Annotated in this window: 13 protein-coding genes and 1 tRNA gene; 6 read left to right on the top strand and 8 right to left on the bottom strand. The window is 62.7% G+C overall.

Annotation, left to right across the window (positions count from 1 at the left end; translation table 11 throughout):
- Nucleotides 1-75: 75 nt before the first annotated feature.
- Entirely contained in the window at nucleotides 76-570 is a 495-nt protein-coding gene (locus Q1A85_RS15365) for a PaaI family thioesterase (RefSeq protein ID WP_299691182.1), read from the bottom strand.
- Nucleotides 571-639: 69 nt separating this feature from the next.
- Entirely contained in the window at nucleotides 640-1,497 is an 858-nt protein-coding gene (locus tag Q1A85_RS15360) for a methylenetetrahydrofolate reductase (protein WP_299691179.1), read from the bottom strand.
- A gap of 87 nt (nucleotides 1,498-1,584) precedes the next feature.
- Here Q1A85_RS15360 and Q1A85_RS15355 point away from each other — a divergent pair, with 87 nt between their 5' ends.
- Both Q1A85_RS15355 and Q1A85_RS15350 read left to right on the top strand, forming a co-directional pair.
- On the top strand, nucleotides 1,585-2,490 hold the full coding sequence (locus Q1A85_RS15355; RefSeq protein ID WP_299691469.1) for a LysR family transcriptional regulator: 906 nt from the start codon (nucleotides 1,585-1,587) through the stop codon (nucleotides 2,488-2,490).
- Between the two features lie 176 nt (nucleotides 2,491-2,666).
- Nucleotides 2,667-3,452 (top strand): inositol monophosphatase family protein, encoded by a 786-nt coding sequence (locus tag Q1A85_RS15350; protein WP_299691176.1) that lies wholly within the window; start codon nucleotides 2,667-2,669, stop codon nucleotides 3,450-3,452.
- A gap of 102 nt (nucleotides 3,453-3,554) precedes the next feature.
- On the opposite strand, the gene Q1A85_RS15345 is transcribed toward Q1A85_RS15350, so the two are convergent.
- Nucleotides 3,555-4,289, bottom strand: a complete 735-nt coding sequence (locus Q1A85_RS15345; protein ID WP_299691173.1) for a rhomboid family intramembrane serine protease — start codon at nucleotides 4,287-4,289, stop codon at nucleotides 3,555-3,557.
- 96 nt (nucleotides 4,290-4,385) lie between these two features.
- Nucleotides 4,386-7,712 carry a bifunctional proline dehydrogenase/L-glutamate gamma-semialdehyde dehydrogenase PutA gene (gene putA / locus Q1A85_RS15340; RefSeq protein WP_299691170.1) on the bottom strand — a complete coding sequence of 1,109 codons (3,327 nt, stop codon included), beginning with the start codon at nucleotides 7,710-7,712 and terminating at the stop codon, nucleotides 4,386-4,388.
- A gap of 100 nt (nucleotides 7,713-7,812) precedes the next feature.
- On the opposite strand from putA, the gene Q1A85_RS15335 reads away from it, so the two are divergent.
- The 4 genes from Q1A85_RS15335 to Q1A85_RS15320 all read left to right on the top strand — a co-directional run bounded on the left by Q1A85_RS15335 (nucleotide 7,813) and on the right by Q1A85_RS15320 (nucleotide 11,820).
- Nucleotides 7,813-8,310, top strand: a complete 498-nt coding sequence (locus Q1A85_RS15335; protein WP_299691167.1) for an Lrp/AsnC ligand binding domain-containing protein — start codon at nucleotides 7,813-7,815, stop codon at nucleotides 8,308-8,310.
- A 25-nt stretch (nucleotides 8,311-8,335) separates the two neighbouring features.
- Nucleotides 8,336-8,890: a hypothetical protein gene (locus Q1A85_RS15330; protein ID WP_299691164.1), complete on the top strand. Its 555-nt coding sequence runs from the start codon at nucleotides 8,336-8,338 to the stop codon at nucleotides 8,888-8,890.
- A 47-nt stretch (nucleotides 8,891-8,937) separates the two neighbouring features.
- Nucleotides 8,938-9,023, top strand: a tRNA-Leu gene (locus Q1A85_RS15325).
- Nucleotides 9,024-9,246: 223 nt separating this feature from the next.
- A complete protein-coding gene (locus Q1A85_RS15320; RefSeq protein ID WP_299691161.1) occupies nucleotides 9,247-11,820 on the top strand; it encodes a methyl-accepting chemotaxis protein in 2,574 nt (857 codons plus the stop codon).
- A gap of 243 nt (nucleotides 11,821-12,063) precedes the next feature.
- Here Q1A85_RS15320 and metG read toward each other — a convergent pair whose 3' ends face one another.
- The 4 genes from metG to Q1A85_RS15300 all read right to left on the bottom strand — a co-directional run bounded on the left by metG (nucleotide 12,064) and on the right by Q1A85_RS15300 (nucleotide 16,464).
- Nucleotides 12,064-13,773 carry a methionine--tRNA ligase gene (gene metG, locus Q1A85_RS15315; protein ID WP_299691159.1) on the bottom strand — a complete coding sequence of 570 codons (1,710 nt, stop codon included), beginning with the start codon at nucleotides 13,771-13,773 and terminating at the stop codon, nucleotides 12,064-12,066.
- A 62-nt stretch (nucleotides 13,774-13,835) separates the two neighbouring features.
- Nucleotides 13,836-15,059 (bottom strand): MFS transporter, encoded by a 1,224-nt coding sequence (locus Q1A85_RS15310; RefSeq protein ID WP_299691157.1) that lies wholly within the window; start codon nucleotides 15,057-15,059, stop codon nucleotides 13,836-13,838.
- A 103-nt stretch (nucleotides 15,060-15,162) separates the two neighbouring features.
- Nucleotides 15,163-15,744 (bottom strand): YceI family protein, encoded by a 582-nt coding sequence (locus Q1A85_RS15305; RefSeq protein WP_299691154.1) that lies wholly within the window; start codon nucleotides 15,742-15,744, stop codon nucleotides 15,163-15,165.
- A gap of 78 nt (nucleotides 15,745-15,822) precedes the next feature.
- The gene (locus tag Q1A85_RS15300; RefSeq protein WP_299691151.1) at nucleotides 15,823-16,464 is read right to left on the bottom strand and encodes a hypothetical protein; all 642 of its coding nucleotides are present in this window, start codon (nucleotides 16,462-16,464) and stop codon (nucleotides 15,823-15,825) included.
- Nucleotides 16,465-16,576 lie beyond the last annotated feature (112 nt).

Below are 16,576 nucleotides of genomic sequence, written 5' to 3'. Positions count from 1 at the left end.
ACTGTGCCGCAGCCGTCCTTGGGGAGGCGCAAATCACATCTGCTGACTGTTCGAGCGCCGCAATGTGCCCCAACCCTATGGCGACGGATCGGTCATCTTCATAATGATGCAGGTGGTGGATCCGGTGGCATAGAGTTTGCCATCCTCGACGCCGCGGATTTCACCGGTGGCCACACCGGTGGACCGGCCCGCGTGATCGGTCGTTCCAATGCAGTCGATTGTCATGCCCAGTGGGATTGGGCGGATGATGTTGATCTTGTATTCCAGCGTTGTGTACACGCTGCCGCGCGGAACGCGGGTCATCACTGCGCAGGCCATGGCACTGTCCAGAAGGGTGCCGTACCAGCCGCCATGCACTGTGCTCATTGGATTGGTGACGTTGAATTCGGGCGTGCCGCGAAAGGTCACCGTGCCCGCGCTGACGCTGTGCAACGTATAGCCCAGCGTGTTGCCGATGGGCGGGCCGGGTACGGTTCCGTCAAGAATCCCCTGCATGAATTCGAGGCCCGACATCGACAATAGTTCCTGCGGGGTGGGCAGGTCTGCGGGAGAGGTGGCGATACGGGGCATGAGGGGCCTCGGGCTGTTGCGTCTTTGCAGACGCTAGGCGCATTGGACCGATCAGTCTAGTGCCTATGCTCAGGCGACATGCAGCGCACTGGTTTGCGGGACAAGGCCAAGCGCACGGCAGACTTTAAGCGTCAGGTCAGGGCGGTTGAGCGTGTAAAAGTGCAGCGCGTCGACGCCTTCGGCCAGCAATGTGTCGCAGAGTTCGGCACATTGGGTGAGCGCAAAGAGTTCCGCCCGGTCTTCGCGTTCGGCCCGGTCAAAGGCGGTGGCGATATGTGCAGCGATGGGTGTGCCGCAGGTCTGGGCAAATTTTTTGGTGCGGGACCAATTGGCGACGGGCAGGATGCCGGGCGTGACAGGTGCGGTGATGCCCGCATCTGCACAGGCGTCGCGGAACCGCAGAAAACTGTCGGCCTCAAAGAAGAACTGAGTGATCGCCTCGCAGGCGCCCGCGTCGATCTTGGCTTTGAGCCAGTCGATGTTTTGCGCTGCGGAGGCCGCATCGGGGTGTCCGTCCGGATAGGCACCAACGCGGATTTTGAACGGACCGCTGCGCGACAGCGCCGTAACCAGTTCGATGGAGTTCGCAAAGCCTCCTGACACGGGGGCAAAGTGACCACCGTCGGTGCCGTCGCCGCGCAGCGCAACCAGATCGGTGATGCCTGCGGCCAGATACCGCTTGGCGGTGCGCAGCACCTCGTCCCGCGTCTGGCCGGTGCAGGTCAGGTGTGCTGCCACCGGCAGGCCAGAGGTCTTGCACAGGGTCTGTGCCGCCTCTTGCGTCAGCTTCTGGGTAGAGCCGCCCGCGCCATAGGTCACAGACACAAATCGCGGCCCCAACGGTGTCAGCGCGCGCACGGTGTCCCAGAGGTGAAAGGAGGCATCAAGTGACTTGGGCGGGAAGGTTTCGAATGACAGGGCGGGCATGGGTGTCTCCTCGTGGGTTGCATCGGTTATGGCGCGCCGTCTATCATGAAGCAAATTCATAACTCTCAAGATGAACATGAGGCGCGTATGCATATCGAGTTTCGCCACCTGCGGTCGATCAAGGCCATCCACGATGCTGGCGGGCTGGCGCGGGCGGCAGATCAGTTGCACATCACCCAGTCCGCACTGAGCCATCAGATCAAGGGGCTGGAGGATCAGGCGGGGGTCGAACTTTTTGTGCGCCGCTCGAAACCGCTGCGGCTGTCGGCGGCGGGGTTCCGGTTGCTGCGGCTGGCCGAACAGGTGCTGCCGCAGATCGAGGCGTTGCAGTCCGAATTCAGCGCGTTGCGGGATGGATCGTCGGGGCGTCTGCATATCGCGATCGAATGCCACGCCTGTTTCGAGTGGCTGTTCCCGGTGCTGGAGGTGTTTCGGCGCACGTGGCCGGATGTGGACGTGGACATACGCCCGGGCCTCGCCTTTGACGCGCTGCCTGCGTTGATGAAAGAGGATGTTGATTTGGTCGTGTCCTCGGATCCGGAGGACCTGCCGGGGATTGAGTTCATCGAACTCTTTGATTACGCGCCGGTCTTTGTGGCCGCCAGCACGCATCCGCTGGCGCAGAAACCATTTGTGGAGGCTGCGGATTTCCGGGACCAGACCCTGATCACCTACCCGGTGGAGCGCACGCGTCTGGATGTGTTCAGCCAGTTGTTGATCCCGGCCAAGGTCGAGCCTGCATCCGTGCGGCAGGCAGAGTTGACGGCCGTGATCCTGTTGCTGGTCGCGTCGAACCGGGGGGTATCGGTGCTGCCCGATTGGGTGGTGCGTGAGGTCAAGTATTCAAGTGACTACGTGACCCGCCCGCTGACGCGGGACGGACTGACTCGGCGGCTTTATGCGGCGGTGCGCAGTGGTGATCGGGATAAACCGTATATGCAGAAACTGATCGAACTGGCGCGGATCGAAGCGCGGAAACTGCAGGCGGCGTGAGGGTCGGCGGGCGGGACTGTTTGCCCGCTGGCGCGGACAAATGCGCCCACCCACCGACCCACGCACCGCTGTGCCTTTGCGGGATGTCTGTGCTGGTCGGTCATGCGGCGCTTGCGGAGGTCGGCGCGGGGGCGTATAGCGCGCCTCTGATCCCCAACCCGCACGGAGCCTGAGCCATGCAAGGCAGCGCCAATCTCAACATCATGCTCAAGGCGGCGCGCAAGGCGGGCCGGTCGTTGTCCAAGGATTTTCGCGAGGTCGAAAACCTTCAGGTGTCAATGAAAGGCGCGGGTGATTTCGTATCCAAGGCGGATCTTGCAGCGGAAGAGATCCTGCGCGAAGAGCTGCGCACGGCGCGGCCGACCTATGGGTGGCTGGCCGAAGAAAGCGATGCGGAAGACGGCGAAGATCCCACGCGGCGCTGGATTGTCGACCCGCTCGATGGGACCACCAATTTCCTGCACGGGTTGCCGCATTGGGCCGTATCCATTGCCCTTGAACACAAGGGGCAGATCGTGGCTGGCGTGATCTACGACCCCACCAAGGACGAAATGTTCTTTGCCGAAAAAGGCGCGGGCGCATGGATGAACGACAGCCGCTTGCGGGTGTCCGGGCGCAGCAAGATGATCGAGGCGTTGTTTGCAACTGGCTTACCCTTTGGCGGTCGCGCTGACCTGCCGGACACGTTGCAAGAATTGGCGCGAGTTTTGCCAGCCTGTGCCGGTGTGCGGCGGTTTGGGGCGGCGGCGCTTGATCTCGCTTACGTGGCCGCGGGCCGGTATGATGGATATTGGGAACGGCGCGTGAACGCTTGGGATGTTGCTGCGGGTCTTTTGATCGTCCGCGAGGCCGGCGGTTTGGTTGAACCGATCACCGGCGGGGCAAACCCGCTCGAAGATGGTGAGATGATCTGCGCCAACGAAGGATTGTTTGCACCACTGGCCAAAGCGGTCCGCGGCTGACGCCTGCATTGCTCAAGACGCAGAACGCGAAACGCGTCCCCGTCTCTGTCCCCCAAAAATCCCCCCCGGAGGGTCGGTTAGCAACGCAGTCGGCCGTCCGGCTCAGCGCCGCACCCGTGGGATACGTGATCTGGTGTACACCGCTTCGGGGTGCGGGGGATGGCCGTCGGTGCGCTGCCAGAAGGCGGGCCCGCCCCGTTTCAGCCAAAGCGGCAGGGTCAGCACGACACCTGCGATAAACCCGCCCGCATGGGCCCAGTACGCCACACCGCCTTCATCCGGGTTCGCGCCAATCCCACCAAAGAACTGCATGGCAAACCAGACGCCCAGCATGATCCATGCCGGGATCGGGAAGATGCGGAAGATGACGATCAGGATCAGCAGGATGTCCACGCGCGCCTTTGGATACAGCAGCAGATAGCCGCCCATGACGCCCGCGATCGCACCGGATGCGCCCACCGTGGGCACGGTCGAGTAGGGCGCCGAGGCGACATGGATCAATCCCGCAACCACGCCAGCGCCGAGGTAAAAGCCCAGATAATTCACATGCCCCATCTCATCCTCAACATTGTCGCCAAAGATAAACAGAAACAGCATGTTACCGATCAGGTGCATCCAGCCGCCATGCAGGAACATCGACGTCAGCAACGTCTCCAGCCCGTCACCATATGAGATGCGGGCCGGGATCGCGGCATATTCAAAGAAAAAGCCATTGAGCGCACGCGGATCGCTGAACAGGCCCACATAGCTCAGAAAGACAGCGATGTTGATCGCCATGAGCGTCCAGGTGACATAGGGGGTTCTGCCGGACGGATTGTGGTCGCGTATTGGAAACATGTCCGCACAGTTGAAGCTCTGCCGCGCTCAGGTCAAGGGCGGGCGGGAAAACGAGGCAGGTTCTGGATCACCCTCCCACCGCGCAAAGCGCCGCGTTCAGCCGAATTGGCCCAAGAGGGCGGCATTGCCGCCCGCTGCGGTCGTATCCACGCACAGATGCCATTCTACAAGCACATCCGCGTGGGTCGGAGCCCCGGTGATCAACGGCACAATGGGCCCTGTGCGCGCGGCGAGGGCACGGTCGATTTTTTGCGCTGTTGGTGCGTCGCCCCACCACAAAACACCGCCCAGGTCCGGGCCGCTGCGCAATGTATCCGGGTCGAAGCTGTCTTTGGCCCGGATCGCGGCCCCGCCCAAGCCGTGCACGCTGGCCATCTGTTCCGCAATCGCGTCCGAGCCCGGTCCCGCACAGAGGAGGGCGGGTTTGGGTCGATGGTGCAGCGTGTTTGCCTCACCTGTCGGGCCGGGCAGGTGCACCGGTCCCGGTGCGTTGCGGGATGCTCCGCGCGCATAGAAACGCGGCACGTAATCTGGCCCGCCCGCCTTTGGTCCCGTTCCCGACAGCCCCATGCCGCCAAAGGGCTGGCTGCCGACCACAGCGCCGATCTGGTTGCGGTTGACATAGATGTTGCCGGCCCGGATGCGCTGGGTCACCGCCTCGACCCGGTCATCAATGCGGGTGTGCAGGCCAAAGGTCAGGCCATAGCCCGTGGCGTTGATGGCGTCGACCACGGCGTCGATCTCGGCGGCGGCAAAACGGGCAATGTGCAGGACCGGGCCAAAGATTTCCGTCTCCAAGTCGGCAATTCCGCGCACGCGGATCAGTGTCGGCGGCACGAACGTGCCCTGCGCCGGACTAGGCAACTGGTGCAGCACGCGCGCTTCGGCGCGGGCGGTGGCGATATGCGCCATGATCCGATCCTGCGCGGCTGCGTCGATCACGGGGCCCACATCGGTGGACAGCGCCCATGGGGCATCGACGACAAGCGCATCCATCGCGCCGGTCAGCATTTCGATAAAAGCAGGTTCTATATCCTGCTGAACATAGAGACAGCGCAGCGCAGAGCAGCGCTGGCCCGCAGATTGAAAAGCGCTTTCGATGACGCTGCGCACGGCCTGTTCGGGCAGGGCGGTGCTGTCAACGATCATGGCGTTAATACCGCCGGTTTCTGCAATGAGCGGTGTACCGGGCGTGCCGTGCAGCGCAAGGCTGGTGCGAATGCGCAAGGCGGTGGCGGTCGAGCCGGTAAAGGCCACGCCAGCGGGTGCGGCGGCTGTCAGCGCCGCCCCCAGCGTGCCGCCGCCGGGCAGCAATTGCAGGGCAGCAACTGGCACGCCCGCCTTGTGCAACAGACCTACGGCTAGGGATGCGATCAGAGGTGTCTGTTCCGCAGGTTTTGCAACCACCGCATTGCCCGCAGCGAGGGCCGCAGCAATCTGGCCGGTAAAGATGGCAAGCGGGAAGTTCCACGGCGAAATACAAAGCACTGTGCCCAAAGCAGGGCGATCTTCGGCGGCGCGGGCGTAGTATCGCAGGAAATCCACCGCTTCGCGCAACTCGGCCACGGCGTCGGGCAGTGATTTGCCCGCCTCGCGCGCCAACAGGGCAAAGATTTCGCCAAATCCCGCCTCGTATAGATCGGCGGCTGCGTTGAGGATGTGTGTTCGATGCGCAGCGGAGGGCGTCCAGGGGCTGGCTTCGGCATAGGCGCGTGCGGCGGCCTCTGGTGATGCTTCTGTCACTGTGCCGACGTGATCGGCGTGGTCGGCGGGGTTGTGGATGTCGCGGGCGGTGCCGCGCTCCGGCTGAACGGTCAACGGCGCCGCACTCCAACGATGATGTGCATAGGGCGCGCGCGCCGCCTCGATACGTTCCAGCGTTGGTGTGTGGCTCAGGTCGAAACCGGTGGCGTTGCGCCGGTCGGGCAGGAACAGGGCCGGGCCATCAGGCAGGTGCGGTTGTGGGTCATCAAGGGCGTCAAACGGGTCGGCGACAACTTCGGCGGCGGGCACGTCCGTGTCCACGATCTGGTTCACAAAGCTGGAATTGGCACCGTTTTCCAGCAAGCGCCGGACGAGGTAGGCCAGCAAGTCCTTGTGCGCGCCGACGGGCGCATAAATGCGGCAGCGCGCGTTATGGCCCTCGCGGACGATGTCATGCAGCGCCTCACCCATACCGTGCAGGCGCTGAAATTCGAACCGTTCATCTTTGGCCATATGAAGAATGGCTGCGACCGTGTGGGCATTGTGCGTGGCGAATTGCGGGTAGATGCGGTCGGAACAGGCCAGCAATTTGCGCGCGTTGGCGATATAGGACACGTCTGTCGCCGCTTTTTGCGTGAACACCGGGAATCCGGCGACGCCGGTGACTTGCGCCTGCTTAATCTCGGTGTCCCAATAGGCGCCTTTGACCAGCCGGACCATCAGACGCCGATCATAACGTCTGGCCATGTCGTAAAGCGCGTCGATCACATGCGGCGCGCGCTGGCCATAGGCTTGCACAACCACGCCAAACCCATCCCATCCCGCCAGTGCCGGATTGGCCAGCACTTCCTCGATCACTTGCAGCGACAGGGACAACCGATCCGCCTCTTCGGCATCCACGTTCAGGCCCATGCCTGCCGATTTTGCGAGCAATGCCAGCGCGGTCAGGCGTGGCACCAGTTGATCCATGACCTGCGCCTCTTGCGCCCGTTCGTAGCGTGCAAACAGCGCGGACAGCTTGACCGAGATGCCGGGGTTCTCGCGGATATCGTCATGGGTGCAGGCGCTGGCAATGGCCGAAATCGCCTGACTGTAGCTGAGGTGGTAGGCGCGGGCGTCCGCTTCGGTCAGGGCGGCTTCGCCCAGCATGTCGTAGGAGTAGGTGTAGCCTTTGCGTTCCATACCGGCCGCACGGGTCATGGCCTTGCCGATATCCTCGCCCAGCACAAACTGGCGGCCCATCTCTTTCATTGCGCGTGACACGGCGGTGCGGATCACCGGCTCGCCCAGTCGTTTGATCGCGCCGCGCAGGTGGCTGACCGGGCCTGTTGGCCCTTCGTCCAGCACGCGCCCCGTCAGCATGAGCGCCCATGTCGATGCGTTCACAAGGCTTGAGGTGGACCGACCCAGATGACGCCCCCAATCGGATGGCGCGATCTTGTCCTCGATCAGCGCGTCGATCGTGTCCGCATCGGGCACGCGCAACAGCGCCTCGGCCAGACACATCAGGGCTACACCCTCATCGGTGGACAGACCATATTCGGCCAGAAACACCTCCATCACGCCGGGGGCCGCAACACCGCGCACGGCCTCGACCATCTGTGTCGCAGCCGTGTGGATGGCGCGCCTGTCCTCCGCCGTCAGATCGGCCATTTCGATCAGGGCCGGCAGGCAGTCTTTGGGGGCGGCATAGCTGTGCTGGTCGATTGCAATCATCATCTGCTCTTTTCAAGTCGGTTCGCGCAGCGTAGCAGAGATTTCGAAGTGCAATTCACTGAAAGTGGAGCAAATGGCCAGCGAATCCTCTGAAATTGTCAGAATGCGCGGTGACAATGGCAAGCCCCGCCTTGACCGGCTCGATAACGCGATTCTCGTAGCACTCGCGCAGGATGCGCGGATCAGCATCACGGACCTCGCCGTGCGCATTGGGCTGTCGAAATCGCCAACGCAGGCACGGCTCAAACGGCTGGAGACCCAAGGGGTCATCAAAGGATACCGGGCGCTCTTGGACCCGATCCGGCTGGGGTTGGATCACGTCGCCTTTGTCGAGGTGCGGCTGAGCGAAACGCGCGAGGCAGCGCTGGAGGCATTTAACGCGGCGGTGCGTGGTGTGCCGCAGGTGGAACAGGCGCACATGATCGCGGGCCGCTACGATTATCTCCTCAAGGTGCGCACCCGCAATATGGCTGACTATCGGCATGTATTGGGTGAGGTGATTTCGAACCTGCCTTATGTCGATGCGACCTCGACCTTTGTCGCGATGGAGGCGGTCAAAGAGGTGATGTTGCCCGACATCGGCACGGATGACTTGACCTGAGAGGCGAAGGCTTCACTATTTGCACATGCGTTACCTACTGCTGCTTCCGTTTCTTGCCTCGCCTCTATGGGCCGAGACGTGCCCCGCACCGCCAGACCATTCCGTCGAATTGTCCACATTATTTGATCAGGCGCGCGCCGCCCCGGATGAGGCCACAGGCCGGACCCTGTCCGGCGAAATGTGGGCCCTGTGGCTCGACGCGCCGGATGCCGCGGCGCAAGAGGTTCTGGACCGCGGAATGCGGCAACGTGGTGAGTTTGATTTTGTCGGCGCGTTGCGCAGTTTCGACACGCTGGTCGACTATTGCCCGACCTATGCCGAAGGGTACAATCAGCGCGCCTTTGTGCATTTTCTCAACGCGGATTATCCGGCGGCACTGGTCGATCTGGACGCCGCGCTTGCGCTTGTGCCGGATCATGTGGGCGCGCAGTCGGGGCGGGCTTTGACCCTGATGAACATGGGAAAAACCGATGCCGCGCGCACGCAGATGCTCGCAGCGCTTGAGAACAACCCGTGGCTGTCGGAACGTGCTTTGGTGGCGGATGGCGCGCCGCTGGGACCGCAGGGGCAGGATCTGTAGAAAGTCCGCTTGTGAGGGCGCGTCGCTTTGCCTAACAAGGGGGCGGCGCGGGCGTGATGGAATGGTAGACATATCGGACTTAAAATCCGAAGGGCTGACGCCCGTGTGGGTTCGAGTCCCACCGCCCGCACCATTTTATATTGGCCTGTCGCCCGCGGTTGTTTGAGGCCGTGCAGGTTCTGGTTTTTCCCCTCACCTGCGCGACGGCATGGCGCGATGGAATTTGCCACTTTGCGATGGTGCGTCAGCAAACGCCACGCCGATTAATCCAGAAGTAAGACACCCGGCCTATGACATGACGCGCGGTTTCCGTCGGTCACGATGCGATGCGCAGTGTCGCTTTCAAGGGTGTAAACATGAACGTATTTTTGAATGTGCGTCGTATGGCGAACAAGCTGAACAGTCTGCTGGTCAAGACCACGTTGATTGCCGGGCTGGCAGCAATTGCGGTGGTCGCCGCGGTTGTCACGATCAACAATGCGCACAGCCGGAACCTTGTGCGTGACGCCCTGTCGGCGCGGGCGGTGGACGTGACCGATCTGCTGGCGCTCCAGATGGGGGGATCGATCAAGTTCGGAAACGAACGCGCTATCACCGATATTACCGGCGGGACCATCGACACCGCAGGCGAAGACGTGCGCGGTGCTTACGTGATCAGCGAAACGGGCACCGTTCTATACACCACCGAAGGGTTGGAAGAGGTTGGCGATAGCGTGCTTGCACTGGCCGCCCGCGTGTTCGAAACGGGCGCGCGCGCCATGTCCGAAGATGGATTGATTGTCGTATCTCCGTCTCTGTTCGGGGATGGTGACGCGGTTGCAGGCGTGGTCGCAACCGTCTGGACAGACGCAATAAGACTGGCAGAGCTGAAGGCGAGCGAAGGCGATCAGCTTTTGGCGGGCATGACGATCCTGATCGGCGCGCTGGTCTTAATGTCGCTGTTTTTATGGTATGCGATGTCACGCCCTCTGGGGGCTCTGGGCGATGCGATGCGGCGGGTCGCGGCCAAGGATTATCAGGCCGAGATCCCTCATGCGCATCGCGTGGACGAGATCGGCCAAATGGCGGACCAACTGGAGGCCTTTCGCGCAGCATTGGCCAAGGCAAAAGGGGCGCAACGTGAAAGTGCATTCAAGAGCGCGGCCTACGAAGGATCGAGCGCGCCGATGATGATGGTGGATGAGGCTTTGGTGGTTCAGTACATCAATCCGGCTTGTCAGACATTTCTCGAAACCGTGCGCGACGAACTTGTCGCGACGTGGCCCGGTCTCGATCCTGCTCAGGTAAGGGGCGCGTTTCTTGGCGCACAAACTGATGTCGCTCAGGCCATTGCCGGTTGCGAATGCGCGGATGAGTTGCCCGACCCCTGCACAGTGACGGCCCGCCTTGGTGCGCAGCACATTCGGATCAAGATCAACAAGGCTTGCGACCCCGAGGGCCGCACAATCGGTGCGGTGGTCGAATGGAGCGATCGGACAGTATCGCAACGCAATGCCGCCCTGATGGACGGCATCGACGTCAATCAGCTGCGTATCGAATTTGACAACACGGGTGAGGTCACGGCTGTGAATGCGCTGGCGGCCGCGAGGCTTGGGCTGGACGCGCAAGCGCTGAGCGGTGTGTGTATCGAAACGCTTTTCGATGCGCAGCAATCGGGCAATGTCACCCGCGATGACATTGCCGCCCAAACGCGCGCGGGGGCACAATTGCACGGCAAATTTGACATGATCGGGCGTGATGGGACGCCCGTGGTCGTCGATGGCGGATTTATCTACGTGCGCGGTGAGGATGGTCATCTGGAACGTGTGATCCTGCTAGCTTCCGACGTCACCGAAACAGAAGTGAAAATTCGCAAGGCACAAGACCTGCACGCGCAGACCGCGACGGATCAGAAACAGGTGGTCGACGCGCTGGGGGCGGGGTTGCAGAACCTGTCATCCGGGGATTTGACGGTGACCATCAGCGATGAATTCCCAACGGAGTACGAGGCCTTGCGGCTTGATTTTAACTCTGCCGTTGCCGGATTGAGGGACGCGGTTGGTGCGGTCACGCAAAATGTCATCTCCATCCGCAGTGAAACGGGCGAAATCACCAGCGCTGCCGACGATCTTTCGCGCCGCACGGAAAAACAGGCGGCCACGCTGGAGCAAACGGCAGCGGCTCTGGATGAGCTGACGACATCGGTCAAGTCTGCGGCAGAAGGTGCAGATGCGGCCAGCCAAATGTCCGAAAATGCGCAGACCAACGCCGAAGACGGCGGGGAGATCGCGCGCAAAGCCGTGACGGCCATGGACAGTATCAAGAACTCATCCAATGAAATTTCAAAAATCACATCGGTGATCGACGATATTGCGTTCCAGACCAACCTATTGGCGCTGAACGCCGGCGTTGAGGCGGCGCGCGCGGGCGAAGCGGGCCGCGGCTTTGCCGTCGTGGCGACCGAAGTGCGCGCCCTTGCGCAACGGTCATCCGAAGCGGCGCGGGAGATCAACACGTTGATTTCCACATCCAGCGAGCATGTGCAGCAGGGGGTCGACCTTGTCGACCAGACCGGCGCGGCGCTTGCCTCCATCGTGACGTCGGTGTCGGACATCTCTTCGCGGGTGGCAGAGATTGCAACTTCGGCACGCCAGCAGTCTACCGGTCTCAATGAGATAAACGTGGCGATGAACGAACTGGATCAGGTGACCCAACAGAACGCCGCGATGTTCGAAGAAACGACAGCCGCCAGCCATGCCTTGATGTCCGAAGCGGACGCGTTGAGCGCGGCCGTTGCACGTTTTTCACTGGGTCACGGTCATGTGGTCGACATGCCGAAGCCAAAGGTGGTGGCGCCACCTGCGCCGGTTGCGGCGTCGGTTGCAGGGTCAGCGGCGATTGCGTTGGATGATGCAGCGCAAATCGACACGACCGGGTGGGAGGAATTCTGACACTCCGACACGCGATGCAAGACATGCGATCCCGGTTCAGCGCACGGAACCAGTATCAGGCTCACCCCTGAGGGTGCCAAGGGAACTGGCCCACGTACAAGAATGCGGTCGATTTAACAGGGACGTAGAGCGCACGAAGGCGCGAATGGGCGGGCAGAACCGTGTGCGCAGCGCTCTTGCGAGAACACAGTCCCATGCCAGGACTTGCCGTTTTGCGCGTGACGGCAACGCCCGCCTATCGTGTTACGCAGCGCCGGAAAACTGCGCTTCCCACGTGGCGCGTGCCGCGTCGTCGATTTTGGCAAACAGGTTGTCCGGAACTTGAAAGGTGTGTCCCGGTGCCAGTGCGTTCAGCGCCTTTGCGATGCTCTCAGGCCATTTTGACACCTCAACGCCCATCGTCGCCGCAAGCGTGTCCGCGGTGTCGGGCAGGAAGGGCGCCGACAGAGCCGCGTAAAGACCAATGAGGTTCAGGCCCAAACGGATCTGCATCGCCGCTTGCGCTTCGTCTTCCTTGATGGTGGCCCACGGCGCGGCTGCTTGCAGGTATTCGTTGCCTGCAACCCAGATCGCCCGCAATTCCTGCGCCGATTTGCGTACCTCCATATTTTCCATATGTGTGGTGTAGGCCGCGAGCCGCTTGTCCAGCTCGGCGATCAGGTCTTGTTCCAGCGGGCCAAAGACACCGCCGTCCGGCACCACCTCACCAAATTTGGAACGGCAGAACTTGGTCACCCGGCTGACAAAATTGCCCAGCACATCCGCCAAATCCTTGTTCACCCCTTGTTGAAACAGCTCCCAAGTGAATTCGCTGTCCGATGTTTCGGGGCAATTCGACAACAGCCACCAGCGCCAGTAGTCGGCGGGCAGGATGTTCAACGCTTGGTTCATGAACACGCCACGGCCTTGGCTGGTGGAGAATTGACCACCATCATAATTCAGATAATTGAAGGACTTGAGGTGATCGACCATCTTCCAAGGCTCACCTGATCCCAACAAAGTCGCCGGAAAACTGAGCGTGTGGAAGGGCACGTTGTCCTTGCCCATGAATTGCGTGTAGCGGACATCGTCGGCACCTTTGTCGGTGCGCCACCAGCGTTCCCAGTCAGCGCCACCCTGCGCGTCGGCCCACTCGCCGGCGCAGGCGATGTATTCGATAGGGGCGTCGAACCAGACATAGAATACCTTGCCCTCCATACCGGGCCACTCGGCGTCGCCGCGGCGCACGGGAATGCCCCAGTCAAGGTCGCGGGTGATTCCGCGATCCTGCAACCCGTCGCCGTCATGCAGCCATTTTTTGGCAATCGACGTTGTCAGGATGGGCCAATCCGCCTTGCTGTCGATCCACGCGTCCAGATCGTCCTTGAGTTCGGATTGGCGCAGGTAAAGATGCTTGGTCTCGCGCACTTCGAGGTCGGTGGAGCCAGAGATCGCGCTGCGCGCATCAATCAGGTCGGTCGGGTCCAGTTGCTTGGTGCAGTTTTCGCACTGGTCGCCGCGCGCACGGTCGTAGCCGCAATTCGGGCAGGTGCCCTCGATGTAACGATCGGGCAGAAACCGCCCGTCTGCATTGGAATAGACCTGCCGTTCCGACACTTCGCGGATCAGGCCTGCATCGGCCAGGCGGCCCGCGAAATGCTGGGTCAGCGCGTGGTTCTGGGGCGAAGAGGAACGACCGAAATGGTCGAAAGACAAACGGAAGCCGCGCGCCAGTTCGGACTGAACCGCGTGCATCTCGGCGCAGTATTCAGCCACAGGCTGGCCTGCCTTGGCCGCAGCCAGTTCGGCCGGCGTGCCGTGTTCGTCGGTCGCGCACAAAAACAGCACCTCGTTGCCGCGCGCGCGCTGGAACCGCGCATAGAGGTCGGCGGGCAACTGACTGCCCACGAGGTTTCCAAGGTGCTTGATGCCATTGATGTAGGGAATGGCGGAGGTGATGAGGTGGCGCTGCATGGTCTCGTCCGGCTGGGATTTGCGCCGGTCTAGCAGCGCGGGCAGGGCGGGGGAAGGCCCCTCTAGTCGCGCTCGCGCGTGCGACCGGTGAGCCTGCCGATCAGGAACGACGTGCGCGGCGCATAGACATAGCGGGTGCGCTTGTCCGGAGTGGCGCGGGCGCGCATCCGGGCGAGGCCAAAGACGATGAGGCCCGCATGGCCCACGGCGATCATCGCAAACAGCGCCGGCGGCCCAAAGGCGTCGATCAGGGCAGAGGCGGTGAAGGGCGCCGCAATGGCACCCAGAGCGAAATAGAACATCAGGGCCGCAGACAGTTCGACCCGTTCCGAACTGTCGGCAAAATCGTGGGCATGGGCGGCGGCCACCGAATAAATCGGAAAGGTCGTGAGGCCAAAGAACCCGGCGGCCAGCATGATGCCCGCCGTCCCCAGACCTGCGGCGACAACCGTGACGCCACAGCTGAGCATTGCGGCACCTGACAGCCAGATCAGGACCCAGCGGCGATCATGTTTGTCCGCCAGCCAGCCGATTGGGTATTGCGCAAGCGCGCCCCCCAGCACGAAGGCCGCCAGAAACCACGCGATCTGCCCCGTGGTCAGTCCGACCTCCTGTCCGTAGACGGGGCCGACCATCCGGAAGGATGCGCTGGACAGGGCTGCAACCACCACTCCTGCCGCCGCAAGAGGAGACCGGCGCGCGGCAAGGCCGGGACGCAGGCGGGGCGCGTCGGGCGTTTCGGGTTGGCGCACGGTGGTGAGGGTCAATGGCAGAAGTGCGGCGCAGCAGATGATGGCCAGCAGGTTGTAGCTGACATAGCTGGCCGGTTCGAGCACGCCAATGAATAGCTGCGCAGCGAGCGACGCGCCCATATCCACGACCCGGTAAACCCCCATCGTCCGTCCGCGTGTTTCGTTGCTGACCTTGGCCTGCAACCATGCCTCCACCACGGTGTAACAGCCCGCCACGCACAGGCCGGAAGCCACACGCATCACCGCCCATGCATAGGCATCGACGATCAGCATATGGGCAAGCAGGCCAATCGCGCCCGTCGCCGTAAAGGCCGCAAAGGCGCGCGAATGCCCGACGCTGCCCATCAGGCGCGGTGCCCACCAGCACCCGATAAAGAAGCCGAGGAAGTGGGCAGAACCGAGAATACCGATCTCTTGCCGGGAAAAGTCGAGCGCCAGCCCGGACAGCGCGTCCAGAGGCCCGAGCGCGCCGGAGCTGAGCTGCATCAGGATGACGGAAAGGAACAGGGCGGCAAAGGAAATGAGGAGGCGCATATTGTGCGCATCCATGCGCCTTTTTCGGTCGGGTGCCTAGCGGATAGTCGACGGGGCCACGTCGTTTTTGACCCCTTGCATGGTGCGTGCCCCCCGGTGCGGGTCAACCCGCCACGATATCGGCGCGGATGTCGATGCCAACGCTGTCGTCGACAAGGTCGGCATAGCCCGTTGCGCCAAAGTCGCTGCGGTTGATCCGACCTTGCAGGCGCACGTCAAGCGCGCTGAGGTCACCGGCTGCGCTGCCGCGTTTGCGGTAAAGTTCGGCGGCAAAGCGGACAGGCCGTGTGACCCCGCGCAGGGTCAGGTCGCCGTCGATCGTGGCACCGTCCGAGATACGCCCGCCTGCACCAAGCGTCACGCGGGTCGAGGTAAAGCGGGCTTGCGGGAACCGGGCGGCGTTCAGCACGGATTCGGATTTGAGCGCCTCGGTGGCAAAGATCAGCCCGGTGCGCGCGCGCCGGATGTCGGCGGTCACGTCTGCGGTCGAAGCGGCAAGGTTGTCCGGATCAATTCTCAGATCGGCGCGGCCCACGGGTACGGTGCCTTTTACCTGCCCGCCGTTCAGCGTGAATAGGTAGGTGATGGTGGCGCCGTTTGGACCCAGACGGTAGGGTGTGGGGGCGGCAAATGTGGGTCGGGCCAGTGCGGCGAGGCCGATGGCAAGAAGGTGGCGGCGGTGCATGGGGCGGCTCCTTTGGCGCGTGTGTAAAGAGGTAACACGGCAGGAACGGTTTTAGTCGGTCCACACGTATGCGTGATGTCACGCGGCCTTGATGGATTGGGTGATCCGCGGCAGGGGCTGATCCGGGACGCGGGCCACCTGCCAGCTTTGCTCTGGTGCCATGCGGGCGCGCAGCCGGGTCAGCAGCCATGCGCCGGGGCGGGCGCGATGATCGGGGCTGAGGTGCCAGCGGCTTTCCACCCCTTGCGCGCCGCCCATGCCGGGGGTCAGGAGCAGGCCCAGAGGTGCGGGGCCGCCCTTTTTCCCACCCGCTTCGGCGGCCAGGTGCATCCGCCGGACGGGCGTCAGGGCAGGCAGGCCGGGCAGGTCGGCCACAACGAGGGTGACCGTGCCCGCGCGCAGCACTTCCTCCATGCTCCACAATGCATCCTCGGCCCGTTTGGGCTGTACGAGGATCAGGCGCGCAGGGTCGATAAACGGCATGATCCCGCAAGGGTTCAGCACATCCACGCCCCAGTCGGGGGCGATCCACAGCACCGCGCCGGTGGTCTGGGCCGCAAGCCAGAGGGCCATGCGATGCCGGGCCGGTCCACACAGTTCGTGCACGCGCCCCCGGGCCAGCCCGTGGCCCACACCGTGCCGGTCCGCCTCTGGCAGAAGCGGCAGGCAGGCGGTGGCCTGCGGGCTGCGTGCGGCGTGAAGGGCGGCAGGAATGGACATAGAGGCAGGGTAGTATGTTCTGTATTTGCTCTCAAGATGACGAAGGCGAAAAAATGCGGGCATTCACTTGCAGGTCACGTTTGCTTCGCTAGGGTCCGCGGAACGGTCAGAC

The sequence above is a fragment of the uncultured Tateyamaria sp. genome, assembly GCF_947503385.1.
Lineage (GTDB): Bacteria > Pseudomonadota > Alphaproteobacteria > Rhodobacterales > Rhodobacteraceae > Tateyamaria.
This window is presented reverse-complemented; position numbering and strand designations above follow the sequence as displayed.